The sequence below is a fragment of the Candidatus Amarolinea aalborgensis genome (assembly GCF_900491745.1).
Taxonomy (GTDB): domain Bacteria; phylum Chloroflexota; class Anaerolineae; order SSC4; family Amarolineaceae; genus Amarolinea; species Amarolinea aalborgensis.
In genome coordinates, this window is record NZ_UETR01000001.1 from 347,249 (window position 1) to 363,713 (window position 16,465).

Consider the following 16,465-nt stretch of genomic DNA (forward strand, 5'->3'; position numbering starts at 1 on the left):
AGTGATGAGATCAATTCAGCGGTGGATGCCAGCCGGCAGCAACCCAACGACGTCGGGCTCGTACCAGATGTACGTTGTTGAGTCGCAAAGCAACGACCGTCACGCGACCGACGGATGTTGTCCCGATAACCTCTGTGCCATCTTCGCTCCAGCAAAAATGGTCGCTCCAGATTTCTGTACGCGGATTGAATAACGGCACGCGTTCATGAGCTACGGCATCAATACCGTGCGTCTGGATACCTTTATAGCCGTTGCATAGTGGGCATGCCAACCATAAGTTCTCTACCGTGGATTGGCCACCCTCAACAACAGGAATAATATGCTCGATGTGCATCGGCATCGCGGTGAACGATTGGGGAGTCAAACAGTAGCCACAGCGATAGCCCGCCTCTGCAGCAACCTGGTCGCGTAACGATTGGGGAATGAAAGGGTGAGGCATCGGTTACAAAGATCGTTCCTGCATCGGAACCCGATAACCGCGACGTGCCAGGAGCATGTAAGCGTGCGCCTTGCGGAGGGTCACTCGGCCATAGGTATCCAGTAATTCCTGTTGATGTTTTTGTTCGGCCGTCGTCAGCGTACGTTCCGTCTGCGTCTCTGCCAACTTTCGTAGGTTGACCTGGTCCGCGTCGCTCATCATCGAGCGCGCGACCTGCCACAGCGCCGCATCGTCAAGCAATGCCAACGCTGCCAGTTCGCTCATTTCTTCGAGCGGCACATCATCCAGAGGCGACAAAGCATGTGCGATGCCTGATTGAAGAACTGCCTCTAGCGGCTTCCCGGTCAGCGCGGCCACGCGAATGGCTGTTTGATACAGTGATTCAGGGAGCGTCAGCGTCACAAGATGAGCATTCATATCCGAGTACACCCTCCTTCGTTCGCGGAGTATAGCCTATCGCGCTGTGGGTGTCAAACCCTTCAATGGGTTTTCTCCTGACATACCACGGTCGGTTTCTGTGGTATCGTGCTTCGATGATTGCCATCGGTCTCGGCGACCAGCAGTGAGCAATCCATGTAGCGAACCATGACGATGAGGAGGATATTCAGCCACATGTCGTACAAACTTCAGCTCCATCAGAGCATCGTTGCCTTGTGTGCCCTGTTCATCCTGGGCAGCGGCCTGGCCGCGGCGCAGGCGCAGCCTACCGCCCCCACGGCCACCGACTGCTCTCTCAGCATACCTGGGACTTACGACCCAACCTGCGACGTGGACCACGACGGCGACATTGACATCTTCGACGTCCAGCTCACGGCCAGCCATTGGGGTGAGACCGGCACGTGGACTGGCGGCGGCGACGGCTGGCTGCTCACCGGCAACGCCGGCACTGATCCGACGATCAACTATATCGGCACGACCGACGGCCAGCCGCTGATTGTGCAGCCGGCCGGCGGCAACGTCGGCATCGGCACCAACGCACCGCAAGCGCCCTTCAACGTCGTCGGCACCAGTTGGTTCCAGGGCGACAGCACCCCGCTGCCGGCGGGTGCGGGCAAGGGCATCGCCATCGGCTTTATCGGCCAACAGGGGTACATTTTTGGCTTTGACTACGGCACGTTCACGCCCAAGAATTTGCTCCTGCAGAACCCTGGCGGCAATGTCGGCATCAACACGGTCAGCCCGACCGGCGGCAAGCTCCACGTCGAGGCCAGCGGCGGCACGGCCGTGTACGGCAATTCGTCCAACGGCGTCGGTGTGAGCGGCAACAGCAGCTCGAACTGGGGCGTGAACGGCTACAGCGACTCGAGCTACGGCGTCGGTGGGCGGAGCAACTCCCAGATCGGCGTCTACGGCCAATCCTATGCCGCGTTCAGCGCCGGCGTGTATGGCCTGTCGGCCTACATTGGCACGCAAGGAATTGTCAACGGCAGCGACAGTGGTCGCCAGGCGATTCGCGGCGACAATGGCGGCAGCGCGACAGGATATGCCGGCTTGTTCTATGGCAACACATGGACAGTCGGCACGCTGTACAAGAATGGCGGCGCGTTTCGCATTGACCACCCGCTCGATCCGGCCAACAAGTACCTCAACCATTCGTTCGTCGAATCGCCCGACATGAAGAACATCTACGATGGGGTAGCTATCCTCGATGCCGCGGGTGCGGCTGTGGTTGAACTGCCGGACTGGTTCGAGGCGCTGAACAAGGACTTCCGCTACCAGCTCACGGCGATCGGCGCGCCCGCGCCCGGCCTGTACATCGCCCAAGAAGTCAAGGACAACCACTTCGGCATCGCGGGCGGTGCGCCCGGCATGAAGGTATCCTGGCAAGTCACCGGCATTCGCCATGACCCGTACGCGGATCAGTATCGCATCCCGGTCGAGCAGGACAAACCGGCCGATGCGCGCGGCACGTACATCTTCCCAGAGGGCTACGGGAAGTCGCACGACCTGCGCCTGCCCATCCTGCGGCAATCGCCCAGCCCGGCCCCCAATCCCTAAGTTCATGCGGCTAAACTTTGAAGGAGAGCAAAATGTACCAAACCGATATGTACGAGGGCATGCTGGCCGAGACGGTCATGCTGCCCGGCGCGAACGGCGACCTCATCAACGCCTACTTCGCGCGACCGTTAGGCCCCGGGCCTTTTCCCGCGATGGTGGTGGTTCACCACCTGCCCGGCTGGGATGAATGGTATCGCGAGGCGACCCGCAAGTTTGCGCACCACGGCTACGCGGCGCTGTCGCCCAACCTCTATTACCGCAGCGGGCACGGCAGCGTCGAAGATGTGGCCGCTGCGGTGCGCGCTCAAGGAGGCGTACCTGACGACCAGGTCGTGGCCGACCTGGCCGGCGCACAGCGCTACCTGCGCTCTCAGGCCTATGTCAACGGCAAGGTCGGCATCTGGGGCACTTGCTCCGGCGGCCGGCACGCGTTCCTGGCTGCGTGCCGCGCGCCTGGCTTCGACGCGGCCGTGGACTGCTGGGGCGGCCGCGTGGTGATGACCAAAGAGGAATTGACCCCCACGCAGCCCGTCTCGCCGGCCGACTACACGGCGGATCTGGCCTGCCCGCTGTTAGGCTTGTTCGGCGAGGACGATCGCAGCCCGGCGCCCGCGCAGGTTTCCCAGTTGGAAGATGCGCTTAAGCAGCACGGCAAGCAGTACGAGTTTCACAGGTACCCCGGCGCGGGCCACGGTTTCTTTTACTATCACCTGCCTGTATACCGGCAGCAGCAGGCCGTGGATGGCTGGAACAAGATCTTCGCGTTCCTGGACAAACATCTGGCCGCGCCCGCGGACCGCTAAAGGAGGACGCCATGTGCACGATGATTGTCCAGCAGGTGACGGTCGAAGGGAGCGGCAAGGGGCCGGCCGGCTGGTTTCCGGTGGATCGCGCCAATGTGTCGTTCGACCATCCGTTCAACGCGCAGATGGAGCACGCCCTGAACATTGACTTCGTCAACGAGGCGCAAGGCCCTACGGCGAGGGTCGCCGTAGAGCTCAGCGCCGCAGCCGCGCGCGCCCTGGTTGAGACTATTCAGAAGGTCCTGGCGCGAGCGGAGGCAGCGGGGGTCATAGATTGAGGGTAACCTCAGGCGGTGCGCCGTTGCACGCATGAGAGCGATTGAAATCGCGCCTGATGGGCGCACCGCCGGGCGTGCGCCTGCCCTTCGACAAGCGTTCGACTGAGCCTTCGGCGAGCTCAGTCGAGCCGCTCGCCGAAGGCTCAGGGCAAGCGTGGACGCAAGGCCGGTCGGCGTTCGGCCGACCTGGCGGCGGAACGCCCTTGCGGCCCGAATTCATTCGGCGGCTGCAGTCGGCGCAGCACGCCTGAGCAGTCACCGCAAGGATCACAAAGAACGCAGGGATGCTGCCAAGACGCGGCTCATCAGCCGTTTCTTCCGGTTCATCACCCCCCGTCTGCGTTCCTTGTGGGCCGGTGTCCGCTGCCTCCTAAACCCACCCGCGCGCCTGGTACGCCTCATATCCAATCTTCAGCGCGGACTCGATCTGGCCCAGCAGCTCCGGCGTCAGGCGTTTGACGTGGAAGCACGACTTCCCCTTCAGCAGCTTGAGCAGCTCCGGCGCGAAAGCGGCTTTCATCTCCGCGTCGGCGTAGACCGGCATGTAGTAGAAGCCGACGTACCCCTTCTGAATGATCAGCCCGGCGAAGTAGACCTCCCGGCGCTTGCGGCCTTCGATCACCAGGTCTTTGACCGACCAGAGGTCGTAATGGCTGGCGTCATCCATCTTCGGAGTCAACGGCGGCGCGTGGGCCGCAAGCAGGCCTTTCAGCGCCGCGAAAATCGAGTGCAGATCCTGTGTCGTATCCATAGGTGGAAACCTCTCGTCCAGTAAGAAACGTACTTTCATGCGGCCGGCGCCTGCGCCCTCTCTCGCTCAGCCTTGAGCATCCGCAGGCGTTGAACCACCGGCGAAGGATTGGAAAGGCAATCAGTCAAGTTACGGAACTGCGCTGTGCTCGCTGTCAATTCGTTCCTGTAAGATGATCTTGATGAACGACTGATACGGCACATCACGTTTATTGGCCAGGATCTTCAGATCATTAAGCATTGATTCCGGGACACGCAGTGAGATCGTCCGCGTCGTGGGTTTGAGCCTGGGCAGGGTCATTTTCCTGGCCTTCTCCCAGTCCATGAAATCCGTAGAATCATGGGTCGCCCAGAACTCACGCTCAGCGTCTTCATCGTGAAACTCAGGAATTTGCTTTAGCATAGAACTCCCGCTCCTTCCGGCTCATATCTCGCGCCGAGATGACCCGAATCATGTTCTGTCGGACAGTGAACGCAATGAAAAGAAGCCTGCCGGCGTTCGTCCGTCCCAGGACGTAATACCGCGCCTCGCCCTGCGAATGCCCGACATCATCAGCCACCCAGAAAGGCCGATTGAAGAACGGCTCTTCGCACTCTGCATTTGATACGTTGTGCTTGTGCCAATTCTTGTCTTTGTTTCCCTCGTCCCAGTCAAAACCTTCAAGGGTGTCAAGGACATCCATATTTGTATATTACCAACATATACAGAGATTCGTCAAGCCATCATGTGTGGGAACACGAAATCTGAAACTGCACAGCCTGCGGTTTCAACCGTAGGCTGATACGCCAAATCCGTTGAAACGGGTTGACACCCGGCTACCGTCGCTTTCAACGACCACCCAGCACCGCGGCAAGTATAACATCAGCCGCGGATTAAGACAAGGAGATGTCACCAGTTGAATTTGCGCGGCAAGGGCTTGACGCCCGCAGCGATTGGTGCGATACTTTCACCTGGCGACGAACGTGGCTGTCCGCGGCCCGACTCTGTGACCCCTCGCGCCGCATGGGCGCCCGCTCAAGGAGGCATCAATGCCGAAGATGGATCTGCGCAAGGAGTTGAAGTATCTCTACGCCCCCTCGGCCAGGCAGGTGGCGCTCGTGGACGTGCCCGAGTTTCAATTTGCCCAAATTGACGGCGCGATTGAACCGGGCCAGGCGCCTGGCACATCCCCTGCCTTTGAACAGGCGATGAGCGCGCTCTACGGCATCACCTACACGCTCAAGTTCATGTCCAAGCAGCGCGCCGACAATCCCCTGGACTATACGGTGATGACGCTGGAGGGGTTGTGGTGGGTTGAGGAGGGCGAGTTCAACATCACCCAACCCGGCAACTGGCGCTGGACCGTCATGATCCTGCAGCCGGATCACATCACGCCGGCGATGTTTGCCGAGGGCCTGGCGCAGCTGCGCAAGAAGCGCGGCGACAGCCCGGCCCTGGACAAACTGCGCCTGGCGCGCTTCCACGAGGGCCTGGCGCTGCAGATCATGCACATCGGCCCCTACGCCAATGAACCGGCCACGATCGCGCGCATGGACGCCTTCGCCCAGGAGAACGGCTACCGGATGATCGGCAAGCATCACGAGATTTACCTGGGCGATCCACGCAACGCGGCGCCGGAGAAGTTGAAGACCATCCTGCGCCATCCGGTAGCGTTGAGGTCGTGAGGAACCCTGACCCATGCTCTTTGATGAGGAGTCCTGACCCATGCCCTTGATCGTAGATGATGACAACCCAGCCCTGGACACCGGCCGCTTGACCTTTCGCGAGCGTCTGCGCACCGGCCGCGTGGTGCCTATTGTCAGCAACCGGGCGATCTTTGACCGCATGTTGGGCGGCTACGCGCCGTTTCTTGCCAGCTATGCCCGCTACGTCAAGTACCCGCTGGGCCAGGCAAACAGCCTGGTTGACCTGGTCAAGTATCACAAGTATCGCCCGCGCGAGAAGCCGCTGACCGACCAGGCCCTCAAGTTCGATTTCCTGAACTATGTCAAGAACCATTTTTACCGCCTGGCCAAGGCCGATGGCGTGGCGCAGGACACGCTGGACGAGGCCGCGGCCGAGATGGACCAGGTGTCGGCGTCGGAATTCGCCAACCGCCTGGGCTATCCGCGCTTCAGCGGCCAGGACGACCCCCTGCTGCTGCTGGCAAACCTGCCGTTCAAGGCGATCCTGACCACTACGCCCTTCACTTTCATCGAAGACGCCCTGCGCCGCGCCGGCAAAGCGCCGCGCACCGAAGTCTGCCGCTGGACCAAGGACCTGACCGACTCGATTGCGACGGCGATTGACGATCGCTACCAGCCCAATGACCGCGAGCCGCTGGTCTACCATCTCTTGGGCCTCGATCGCTACGTGGATTCGCTGGTGCTGAGCGAGGATGATTACCTGGACTACCTGGGCAATCTTTGCCAGGGCCAGGGCGACCAGTCGGCCGACTTCGTGCCGGCGCTGGTGCGTAAGGCGTTCAAGGACGACCTGATCGTCCTGGGATTCAGCCTCGATAGTTGGGCCTTCCGCGTGCTCTACGCCGGGCTGATCAAGCGCAGCGGCAAGGCGGAAGACCGGGGCGTCTGCGGCATCCAACTGCCGGACAACGAGGATGAGCGCACCCTGGTGGCCGACTATGTGCAGCGCGAGGCCAAGTTCGAGGTCTTCTGGGGCAGCCTGACGGACTACGCGCAAAAGGAGCTGCGCGGGGCATGACACCAACACCCACTCAAACCACGATCAACCCCTACGTCGGCCCGCGCACGTTTACGGAGCAGGAAGAGCGTTTCTTCTTTGGCCGCGAGCGCGAGGCCCGCGACCTGACCGCGCGCATCGTGTCCGAGCGCCTGCTGCTGTTCTACGCCCAGTCGGGCGCGGGCAAGAGCTCGCTGCTTCATGCGCGCATCATCCCCAAGCTGCGCGACGAGGAACGCTTCCAGGTGCTGCCGGTGGGCCGGGTGTCGGGCGAGCTGCCGGCTGGCGTGGCGACGGTGGACAACGTCTATGCCTTCAACCTGATGACCAGCGTAGATCAGAGCGACACGCAGCCAGAGCGGCTGGCCGGCGTCAGGTTAAGCGACTTCCTGGCCCGGCTGGCGCGAGAGACCGTCGTCGCGGCCGATGGTCAGCGCAGCTGGCGTTGGGTCTACAAGCCGGAGATCGTGGTGGAGCGGCCGGCCGCAGACGCCGCGGGCTTCGGCGAGCTCAGTCGAGCCGCGCCCCGTGGCCCGCGCTTCGTCCTGCTGATTGACCAGTTCGAGGAGATCATCACCAGCCATCCCGGCCGCTGGCAGGAGCGGGAAGCTTTTTTCCGCCAGCTCAACCAGGCGCTGCTGGACGATCCCAACCTGTGGGTGGCGCTGACGCTGCGCGAGGATTATGTGGCCGCGCTCGATCCGTACGCGGAGCTGACCTTCAACCGCCTGCGAGCCAGGTTCTACATGGAGCGCATGGGCGTGGCGGCCGCGCTGGACGCGGTGCGCCAACCGGCCGAGTTGGGCGGCAGGCCCTTTGCCCCCGACGTGGCCGAACGACTGGTGGACGATCTGCGCCAGGTGCGCGTGCCAGGCCAGCAGAACACGATCGCCGGCCAGTACGTTGAGCCGGTGCAGTTGCAGGTGGTGTGCTATCAGTTGTGGGAGCGCTTGCAGCAAGCCAGGAACCCGGAATCAGCCAGCCGCATCATCTCTGCGGATGCCATCACGTTCGACGATCTGGCGGCCGCGGGTGATGTGAACCAGGCGCTGGCGCAGTTCTACGAGGAGACGCTGGCCGTGGCGCTGGCCGACGGCGAGGTGCAGCGCGCGGGCGTGACGGAGCGCGGCCTGCGCACCTGGTTCGACAAGGAGTTGATCACCGAGGCCGGCACGCGCGGCCTGGTGCACCAGGGTGAGAACGAGACAGGCGGTCTGCCCAACAGCGTTGTGCGCGCCTTGCAGCGGCGCTTCCTGGTGCGCGCCGAAGCCCGCAGCGGCGATGCCTGGATCGAGCTGGTGCATGACCGCTTCGTGGAGCCGATCCGGGCCGCGAACCGCGCCTGGCTGCTGAAGAATCAGAATCCACTGACCCAGCCGGCCGCGGCCTGGCAGCAGGCTGGCAAGCCAACAGGCAAATTGGCGACGGGCGGACGGCTGAAGGAATTTCAAGCGCTGGCCAAGGCTCATCCCGATGATTTCAGCGATCTGGAACAGGCGTTTGTGGCCGCCAGCGCAGAGGCCGAGCGCGCGGCCGCCGCGCGCCGCCAACGGCGGTTCGTCATGGCCGCAATCGGCCTGACCGTACTCTTTGCCCTTCTCGCAACGGTGGCGTTGGTCAGCGCCCTGCGCGCCACCCGTGACCGCGAGATTGCCCGAGACCAACGGGACAAGGCTGGAACGGCGGCTCAGGACGCGTTGGCGCTTGCCTACCTGTCAAACGCGCAGGCAGCCCTTGCGCAGGGCACCCAGCCGGAACGCAGCGCCCTCCTCTCGGTCGCTTCGCTCAAGTTCGCCCAAACCCGCGACATTCTGCAGCCTGCTTCCGCGCTCGATCAACTGCAGCGCACGATGGCTTCCCTGGGCGGCAGCCCACTGCGCGGCCATCAGGGCGCCGCGAACAGCGTGGCCTTTGGCCCGGCCTGCGCCGATCTGTCCCCGCCAGGCGTCGCCGGCTGTGTGCTCTGGCTGGCCAGCGGCGGCGCCGATGGCACGGTGCGTCTGTGGGACATTCGCCAACCTATCGGAGAGTCTCTGTCCCTGGCCGCGCACGCAGCGTCTGTAGATCACGTGACGTTTAGCCCTGGCGGTCGCTGGCTGGCCAGCAGCAGCGCGGATCACACGGTGCGCCTGTGGGATCTTCAGAATGCGCCGCCCGCAGCTTTGGCGCTCACGGTCGAAGCCAACGTCACCCGGCTCACCTTCAGCCCAACCGGGCGCTGGTTGACAGTCGCCACCGCCGATGGCGTGGTGCGTGTGTGGGACATGACCACGGCGCCGCAGGTTAGCGCTCCGCGCATCCTACCCCAGCGCTACGTCGGCGTCGTCAATGCCATGTTCAGCGCCGACGAGCAGCGCTTAATGACCGCGTCACAAGATGGCAATTTTTATGGAGAGGTGCAACTGTGGCGGGCCAGCGACGATTTTGCCCACCCTGAAGCCACCTATGCGTATGAATACATTGCCCAGGCCGCGCTGAGCCCAGACGGGGCCTGGTTGGCCGTCTCGACGCCCACGTTGACCGAGCTGCGTCCCATTGGTCCGGGCGCCAGCGCTGATGACGCGGCTGGCGCGGGACAACGTTTTGCTGGCTTTGGCTATGCCTACACCATGGCGTTCAGCCCTGACAGCCGGACCTACGCCAGCAATGGCTACCTTTGGCGCTTGAACGACCAGGGACGCTGGAATGACCCCGTGCGCCTGGTGGGCCAGCCGCAAGCAGGCGTCTATGCGCCTGTCTTCAGTCGTGACGGACGCTGGTTGGCCGCCATCAGTGCAGACTTCACCTTCTACCGCTGGGATTTGGAGGAGCTAACCCGGCTGCCCTACGTGTATCGCGGCCATGAAGGCTATGTCAATGACGTGGCTTTCAGCCCGGATGCCACCCAACTGGCCAGCGCGGGCAGCGATGGCGTCGTCCGTCTGTGGCAGGCCCATTCCCCCACGGCTGGGCCGACCATTCTGCACCAAGCCGACGCTGAGCCAGAGGTCCGCCTGTGGGATGTTTCAACCGCCAACCCCGCGTTGGCTTCGCGACGCCTGGGACTGCGCTCAGAAACGGACCATCTTCTGGCGGTTAGCCCGGATGGCCGCTACGTTGCGCTGACCTCTGAAGGCAGCGCCTATTATGTGCAGCTCTGGGACACTCAGCGTCAGGGCGTAGACTGGCAGCGGCTCGATCAGCCGGGCGTCATCATGACAATGAAATTTAGTCCAGACGGCCGTTGGCTGACCGTCGGCGACTGGAATGGCAACGTGCGCTTATGGGACATGAAAACCCCGCCCAACCCTGGCTTTGCCTTTGTGGATCTGCCCCCAAGCGGCGGTGTGCGCGATCTGGCCTTCAGCGCCGATAGTCGCGCCCTGGTCACGGGCGACAACTGGGGTCAAGTGAATGTCTGGCGCCTCGATCTCCCCGTAGCGGACGAAACGCCGCGCCTGCTGCGCGGACATTCTGGCATCGTACGCACCGTGGCGATTAGTTCGAGCGGCCGCTGGGTGCTGAGCGGCGCGTGGGAGCCTGACAACAGCGCGCAACTGTGGGACATGGCGGGAGACACATCCGCGCCGGTTGTGAAACTACCTTTCAAGGGGCGCCTCTTCGCCACAGCCTTCAGCCCTGACGAACGCTGGGCCGCCGCCGGCAGTTGGGACGCCACCGCGCAACTCGTGCGGCTGGATAACCCCACCGCGCCGCCCATCGTGCTCGATCAGCACCGCGGCCGCATCCTGTCCCTGGCGATCAGCCCCGATAGCCACTGGCTGGCGACCAGCGGCGAAGACCGGCGCGTGATTTTATGGGATTTGACCGCGGCCGATCCCTCCGGCGCGTTTGCCGTGCTGCGTTCGCCCACGGGCAGCGGGTCTGGGGTGCAGGTGGCCTTCAGTGCGGACAGCCGCTGGCTGTCGGCGTTCGGCGCGGCCGCGTTCAGCAGCCAGGGGCCGTGGCTGGTCACGGCCGACAACGACGTGCACCTGTATAATCTGCTGCCGGATGAGCTGGTATCGCGCATCTGCCTGGCCGTGGGCCGCAGTCCGACGGAGCAAGAGTGGCATCGCTACGTGCCCGATCAGCCGTACAGCCCGGTCTGCCCCAAGCCGGGGCAAAATCCGAAGTAGTGGTAAAATAGGGATCGGAGGTTCTGCCATGCGTTTCTTCAACACGGCCGGGCCGGTCAATCGTGCAGATCACTATTGCCTGCCGCCGCTGGGCCGGGTGAACCTGGATGAAATCCTGTCGCTGATCGCCCAAAAGAAATACTTTGTGCTGCACGCGCCGCGCCAGGTGGGCAAGACCAGCCTGCTGCTGGCGCTGCGCGATCATCTGAACGCGACTGGCGCCTATCGCTGTCTGTACATCAATGTTGAAAGCGCCCAGGCCGCGCGGGAAGATGTGCGCGCCGCCATGCGCGTCATGCTGGCCGAACTCATGCTGTGGGGATCTATCACCCTGCAAGACGCTTTCTTCCTGGAAAACGCCAACGACATCTTGGCCCGTTACGGCGAGTTCTCTGCACTGGACGCAGCCTTGACCCTGTGGGCCGAGCGCGACCCGGCCCGGCCAGCCGTTTTGCTGATTGATGAGATTGACTCATTGGTAGGTGACACCCTCATCTCCGTCTTGCGTCAATTACGCAGCGGCTACGCCAAGCGGCCGGCAGCATTTCCGCAGAGCGTGGTTCTTTGCGGCGTACGCGACGTGCGCGACTACCGCATCCACTCCGGGCAGGAGAAAGCAATCATCACGGGCGGCAGCGCATTCAACATCAAGGCGGCCTCTCTGCGGTTGGGAGATTTCAGCCAGGCCGAGGTGCAGACGCTCTACCAGCAGCACACCGCAGAAACAGGCCAGCCATTCACGCCAGAAGCCCTGGATCTGGCCTGGGAGCTGACGCGGGGGCAGCCCTGGCTGGTCAATGCGCTGGGCTACGAGACCTGCTTTCAGATGCCGGCCGCCCGCGACCGCACACAGCCCATCACGGCAGAGCTGATCCTCGAAGCCAAAGAGGCGATCATTTTGCGCCGGGAAACGCATTTAGACCAGTTGACCGACAAGCTGAAGGAGCCGCGCGTGCGCCGGGTGATCGAGCCGATCCTGGTCGGCGAGGTGTTCGGAGAGCAGTTCCGCGCCGACGATGTGCAGTACGTGATTGACCTGGGCCTGATCCGACAGGAACGGACCGGCGCGCTGCAGTTGGCCAACCGCATCTACCAGGAGGTCATTCCTCGCGAGCTGACCTGGGATGCTCAGACGGGTATGACCCTGATCGCGACCTGGTACCTGCGCCAGGATGGCGGGCTGGACGTGGACAAACTGATCGCAGCCTTCCAGCAGTTCTTCCGCGAGCACTCCGAGCATTGGGTGGAGCGTTTCGACTACAAAGAAGCCGGGCCGCAGCTGCTGCTGCAAGCATTTCTGCAGCGCATCGTCAACGGTGGGGGGCGTATCGAGCGGGAGTACGGTCTGGGTCGCGGGCGCACCGACCTGCTGATCCTGTGGCCTTACGGGGAAGCCGAACCAAGACCGGTGCAGAAGGTGGTCGTCGAGACCAAGCTGCGCCGCAAGTCACTGGAGACAACGATCACCGAGGGTCTGAAGCAGACGTGGGAATACATGGATCGGTGCGCCGCGGAAGCCGGCCACCTGGTCATCTTCGACCGCGACCCCAGCCGGACGTGGGACGAGAAGATTTTCCGGCGCACGGAGACATACCAGGGCCGGCCGATCACCGTGTGGGGGATGTAGATTCGTATTCGCGACCTCCGTGCTTCGCGAACTTCGCGTCACTTCGAGGCTTCGTGCTCCAACCCCTTCGCACCTTCCTGTTCGACCACGGCAATTTCTGCGTCCGTCAACCCGTACAGCTCATACACCAGCGCATCAATCTGGCGGTCGGTCGCCTCGATGCGCCGCTGCAGCGCGGCCTTCGCATGCGGCACCCCCTCCGCGGCCAGCCGCTGGTGCAGATCGAGCATCTGCGTGACCAGCGCCACCATGCGGTCGTGCCGCGCTACGTCCGCGGGGTTAGCGAAGTTGATGGTGCGGATGGGGATGCGATTAGTCACCGGCCCGTCAAAGTGCATGGTGCGGATTGCTTTTGCGAAGATAAAGCGATAGACGTACCAGTTCAAGAGATGAGAGTGGAGGATTCCAAGAATGTATTTTACTGACATCGGGGAACGATTTTCAAGCTGATTGACAGTATCAAGAATGACAATCGTTTGAAGCTCACTTTGATCAACGACGCTTCCAATTATCTTCACATGGGGTTGCGGGTTCTCAATATGAGCCACGATGTTCTGGATGAGAATGCTGTTTGGACGCAGAAAAGCGTTGCTTGGCAACTGTTGATCCGCGCCCACGTAGCCCTTGCGGCCAACGATCTGATAACGGTTAAGATGCGCTCCCCCAATGACCGACAGATCCCCTTGTTGTACAACGAGGCTTTGAAACATACCTCCTCGTGTGTTGCTGACAAGTTGACCAAGCGAAGCACCACGATTGAGAACTTTGTGCGCTATCAGCAATTCCTCATCGCTGACTCCGTTCAGGAAGAACCCGAACCGGTCGCATTCTTGCTTGGATATTACACCGACAAAGTGTATCTGTTGATCAATCCTGACACTCGATCGGTAGCTATCGGTAGCTGTGCCCTTCTGACGAACGAGGATTACCTGTTCAAGCTTTACGCTTTTCCAGACCTTGCCCGTATCAACAAGCTCTTGAAGTTCACTTACCAATTCGGCTCGGGATTTTTGCCAATTCGACGAGTAGGTAAGTGGTTTCGGCACGATGAAGCTATTGATGCCGCCAGGTTTCGACAACATACGGGCTTGTGCGATCATAAGCGCCGCGGTGTCTGTGCTGCCAAGTTGGTATTTGGATTCTAAGAAGGCACGTTCCATGTCCGACAATTCGGCCCCATACGGCGGATTCCCGATCACGGCGTCGAACCCGCCCGCGGCCATCACCTCCGGGAACTCCTTCTTCCAGTCGAACGCGTTCACCCGTCCAGCCGTCTCCTCGTCCGGCAGGTCCAACTTCCCGTCGTAGAACTCCGGCCCGATCAACGAGTTGCCGCACTTGATGTTGCGACCCAGGTCGGGCAGCACGCGCTCCACGCCCAGCGACAGCTGGCCGGCCACCCCTTCGCCCTCCAGCACTTTCAGCAGCAGCGAGAGCTTGGTCACCTCCACGGCCTGCGGGTCAATATCAACGCCGTAGAGGTGGTCCATCAGGATGCGTTTGCGCTCCTCGATGGTTAGCCGGGTTGCGCCGCCGCTCACGCGCTCCAGGGCAGGGCGTTTGCCTTTCAGCCAGCGCTCAGGCTCTTTGAGGTAATAGGCCAGGTGCCAGTCCAACAAGTATTGGTACGCGCCCAGCAGGAACGATCCCGACCCACAGGCAATATCCGCGACGCGTGGGGGCGACCCTGGCGATCGTCCGTGGGCAAGCGTCTTCCCCTCCAGCAGGGGGCCAACCGTCTGGCGCACCATGTAGTCCACGATGTAGGTGGGCGTGTAGTAGACGCCGCCCGCCTTGCGCACCTCCGGCTTCTCCTCGATCTTGACCTGCCGGCCGGGGGTGAGGCGGATCACCTTGCCGAGGAAGCGCTCATAGACGTGGCCCAGGATGTCGGCGGGCAGCACCGAAAACTCGTAGGGACTTTGCGGGTAGTAGAGGTGCTCAATGATATCTTTGAGCACCCTGTCATCAATCTCCAGACCGGGGGTGAGGGTGTCGGGCGCTTCGGCGCGGCCCCGCTCCTCGCTGAAATGGAACAGCCCGGAGTTGTAGCGCAGGTCCGCGCGACGGAAGAGCTCCCACAAGCGCGCGTAGGTGTGGCCGCCGTTGAGCAGCGCGCGCAGCTGTTCGTACGTCTCCAGGTTGCGCGCCTCACAGATGCGCAGGAAGACGATGCGGTCTATGGTCTGCTGCACGGCCCAGTTGACGTCATGGCCGCGCAGATGCGGGTTGCGCAGCACCAGGTTGCGCGCCAGCAGCTCGCGCCAGCGCTCGATCTCGGCCAGGAACTCGTCGTCCACCTCGGCGGTGCCGCGCTTGCCGGCCTTGGCCACGGCGAACCTGTCGAGCGCGCCCTGCCACACCGCAGCCTTGCTGAAGATGCCCGCGATCTCATCCCAGCGCGCGACGTAGTCCGTGAAACTCAGCAGCAGAATGCGGCCCGTCGCGGCTTTGTCGCTTCTGTCGGGTCGCATGCGACAGTCGTAGACCGAAAACTCCTCGAAATCGGTCAGGATGGAGAGCGGCAGCTTGGCGCTCCACGCGTAGCGGCGCAGCTGATAGGCTGGCTCGACGTCGTGCTTGATGTTGACCGAGGGTTTCTTGGCTTCGACGAAGAACTTGCGTTCCTTGCCGATGCGAAAAGAGTAGTCGGGCGCCTTGGTGGCGTCGCCGACGAGCACCTTGTCCTCGTGCACCACCTCCTTGTACTGCTCCGCGAAGCCCTGGGTGTTGTTGACATCCCAGCCCAGGGCGGCGAAGAAGGGGTCAATGAACTGGTGGCGGACCGCGGTCTCGCTGAAGGAAGGTGCGCAGTACTGGTCGTAGTTGCGCTGGAAGAGCTCGACGAGCTGGACAATCTCGGCCGGAGCGGGCATGGGCGCCTCACGGTGGTAGGGTGGTTGGCGGCAGCGTGCTGCCGGAGATTGTAGCACAGGCGGGCGCGGGGGTCAATCGCATGGGGATCTGCGGGTGCATCAGGTCTCAGCGTGCACGATGGGTATGGCGGACAGCCTGACACCCAAAGCATGAAGGAGTTTGAGCACCGTGTCATAGCGTGGTTTGGCTCCAGGCGCAAGCGTCTTGTAGAGGCTCTCGCGCCCTAAACCAGTATCTTTCGCAAGTTGAGCCATGCCACGGGCGCGAGCCACGTCGCGCACCGCGGCCAGAAACACGTCAGGATTGGGATCTTCCAGCGCAGCGGTAAGGTATTCAGCCATGGTTTCCTCATCGTCGAGATAATCGGCTGCATCGAACGTGGCAAATCTGGTCATAGTTTACTCCTCATGCAAAGCCCGCGCCATCTCAAGTGCTCGTTTGATATCCCGCTTTTGGGAAGACTTGTCACCGGCCAGAAGAAGTAGATAGATCACCTCTCCGCGACGAGTGTAATAGACTCGATAGCCCGGTCCGACATGGATACGCATTTCCGAAACGCCTTCACCAACCGGTTCGCAGTCGCCGAAGTTTCCGTGCTCGGCAGATCGAATACGATGAAGAATGCGGGCGCGCCCCACCTTGTCTTTCAAGGTAGCCAACCAGGCATCGAATTCCGCGGAGCGCAGGAAGATGTTCATGGCCCACAGTATAACTGCGCCATTGTTTTTGCGCAACTGGATGTGATGGTGTCGAGCCAGCCGGTCTCCAACGGCTTCTGTGCAAAGCGGGAAGGACAGTAGCTGCTGGGTCTGCCCGGAATTCAGACAGGATTCACAGGATTGACAGGATATTCGAACTCTCGTGCCGATAGTTTTGCACACCACAGAGCAAG

Annotated in this window: 16 protein-coding genes; 8 read left to right on the forward strand and 8 right to left on the reverse strand. The window is 62.1% G+C overall.

The window, feature by feature from the left end; translation table 11 throughout:
• Window positions 1-10 precede the first annotated feature (10 nt).
• A complete protein-coding gene (locus ACPQ6D_RS01395) occupies window positions 11-439 on the reverse strand; it encodes an HNH endonuclease (RefSeq protein WP_423222493.1) in 429 nt (142 codons plus the stop codon).
• A gap of 3 nt (window positions 440-442) precedes the next feature.
• Window positions 443-841 (reverse strand): hypothetical protein, encoded by a 399-nt coding sequence (locus ACPQ6D_RS01400; RefSeq protein ID WP_423222494.1) that lies wholly within the window; start codon window positions 839-841, stop codon window positions 443-445.
• 210 nt (window positions 842-1,051) lie between these two features.
• On the opposite strand from ACPQ6D_RS01400, the gene ACPQ6D_RS01405 reads away from it, so the two are divergent.
• The 4 genes from ACPQ6D_RS01405 to ACPQ6D_RS01420 are packed head-to-tail and all read left to right on the forward strand — an operon-like array spanning window position 1,052 to window position 3,769.
• Entirely contained in the window at window positions 1,052-2,437 is a 1,386-nt protein-coding gene (locus ACPQ6D_RS01405) for a hypothetical protein (protein ID WP_423222495.1), read from the forward strand.
• 32 nt (window positions 2,438-2,469) lie between these two features.
• The gene (locus tag ACPQ6D_RS01410) at window positions 2,470-3,240 is read left to right on the forward strand and encodes a dienelactone hydrolase family protein (protein WP_423222496.1); all 771 of its coding nucleotides are present in this window, start codon (window positions 2,470-2,472) and stop codon (window positions 3,238-3,240) included.
• A gap of 11 nt (window positions 3,241-3,251) precedes the next feature.
• Window positions 3,252-3,518 (forward strand): DUF6295 family protein, encoded by a 267-nt coding sequence (locus ACPQ6D_RS01415; RefSeq protein WP_423222497.1) that lies wholly within the window; start codon window positions 3,252-3,254, stop codon window positions 3,516-3,518.
• A gap of 41 nt (window positions 3,519-3,559) precedes the next feature.
• The gene (locus ACPQ6D_RS01420) at window positions 3,560-3,769 is read left to right on the forward strand and encodes a hypothetical protein (protein WP_423222498.1); all 210 of its coding nucleotides are present in this window, start codon (window positions 3,560-3,562) and stop codon (window positions 3,767-3,769) included.
• A gap of 119 nt (window positions 3,770-3,888) precedes the next feature.
• Here ACPQ6D_RS01420 and ACPQ6D_RS01425 read toward each other — a convergent pair whose 3' ends face one another.
• From ACPQ6D_RS01425 to ACPQ6D_RS01435, 3 genes are all read right to left on the reverse strand, one after another.
• Window positions 3,889-4,269, reverse strand: a complete 381-nt coding sequence (locus tag ACPQ6D_RS01425) for a DUF1801 domain-containing protein (RefSeq protein ID WP_423222499.1) — start codon at window positions 4,267-4,269, stop codon at window positions 3,889-3,891.
• A 129-nt stretch (window positions 4,270-4,398) separates the two neighbouring features.
• Window positions 4,399-4,671, reverse strand: a complete 273-nt coding sequence (locus tag ACPQ6D_RS01430; RefSeq protein WP_423222500.1) for a BrnA antitoxin family protein — start codon at window positions 4,669-4,671, stop codon at window positions 4,399-4,401.
• On the reverse strand, window positions 4,652-4,951 hold the full coding sequence (locus ACPQ6D_RS01435; protein WP_423222501.1) for a BrnT family toxin: 300 nt from the start codon (window positions 4,949-4,951) through the stop codon (window positions 4,652-4,654). Before ACPQ6D_RS01435 ends, ACPQ6D_RS01430 begins: the two co-directional genes overlap by 20 nt.
• 346 nt (window positions 4,952-5,297) lie before the next feature.
• Between ACPQ6D_RS01435 and ACPQ6D_RS01440 the strand changes: the two genes are divergently transcribed.
• From ACPQ6D_RS01440 to ACPQ6D_RS01455, 4 genes are read left to right on the forward strand one after another with little or no spacing between them, the layout of a single operon-like run.
• Window positions 5,298-5,933 carry a GyrI-like domain-containing protein gene (locus tag ACPQ6D_RS01440; protein ID WP_423222502.1) on the forward strand — a complete coding sequence of 212 codons (636 nt, stop codon included), beginning with the start codon at window positions 5,298-5,300 and terminating at the stop codon, window positions 5,931-5,933.
• A gap of 40 nt (window positions 5,934-5,973) precedes the next feature.
• Entirely contained in the window at window positions 5,974-6,972 is a 999-nt protein-coding gene (locus tag ACPQ6D_RS01445) for an SIR2 family protein (RefSeq protein WP_423222503.1), read from the forward strand.
• The gene (locus ACPQ6D_RS01450) at window positions 6,969-11,069 is read left to right on the forward strand and encodes an nSTAND1 domain-containing NTPase (RefSeq protein ID WP_423222504.1); all 4,101 of its coding nucleotides are present in this window, start codon (window positions 6,969-6,971) and stop codon (window positions 11,067-11,069) included. The genes ACPQ6D_RS01445 and ACPQ6D_RS01450 overlap by 4 nt, the downstream gene beginning before the upstream one ends.
• A 28-nt stretch (window positions 11,070-11,097) precedes the next feature.
• Window positions 11,098-12,696 (forward strand): ATP-binding protein, encoded by a 1,599-nt coding sequence (locus ACPQ6D_RS01455; protein ID WP_423222505.1) that lies wholly within the window; start codon window positions 11,098-11,100, stop codon window positions 12,694-12,696.
• A 38-nt stretch (window positions 12,697-12,734) separates the two neighbouring features.
• Here the strand turns inward: ACPQ6D_RS01455 and ACPQ6D_RS01460 are convergent, their stop codons facing one another.
• From ACPQ6D_RS01460 to ACPQ6D_RS01470, 3 genes are all read right to left on the reverse strand, one after another.
• Complete coding sequence (locus ACPQ6D_RS01460) at window positions 12,735-15,572, reverse strand: Eco57I restriction-modification methylase domain-containing protein (protein ID WP_423222506.1); 2,838 nt, start codon at window positions 15,570-15,572, stop codon at window positions 12,735-12,737.
• Between the two features lie 99 nt (window positions 15,573-15,671).
• Complete coding sequence (locus tag ACPQ6D_RS01465; protein WP_423222507.1) at window positions 15,672-15,968, reverse strand: addiction module antidote protein; 297 nt, start codon at window positions 15,966-15,968, stop codon at window positions 15,672-15,674.
• Window positions 15,969-15,971: 3 nt separating this feature from the next.
• Window positions 15,972-16,271: a type II toxin-antitoxin system RelE/ParE family toxin gene (locus tag ACPQ6D_RS01470; RefSeq protein ID WP_423222508.1), complete on the reverse strand. Its 300-nt coding sequence runs from the start codon at window positions 16,269-16,271 to the stop codon at window positions 15,972-15,974.
• Window positions 16,272-16,465: the final 194 nt, after the last annotated feature.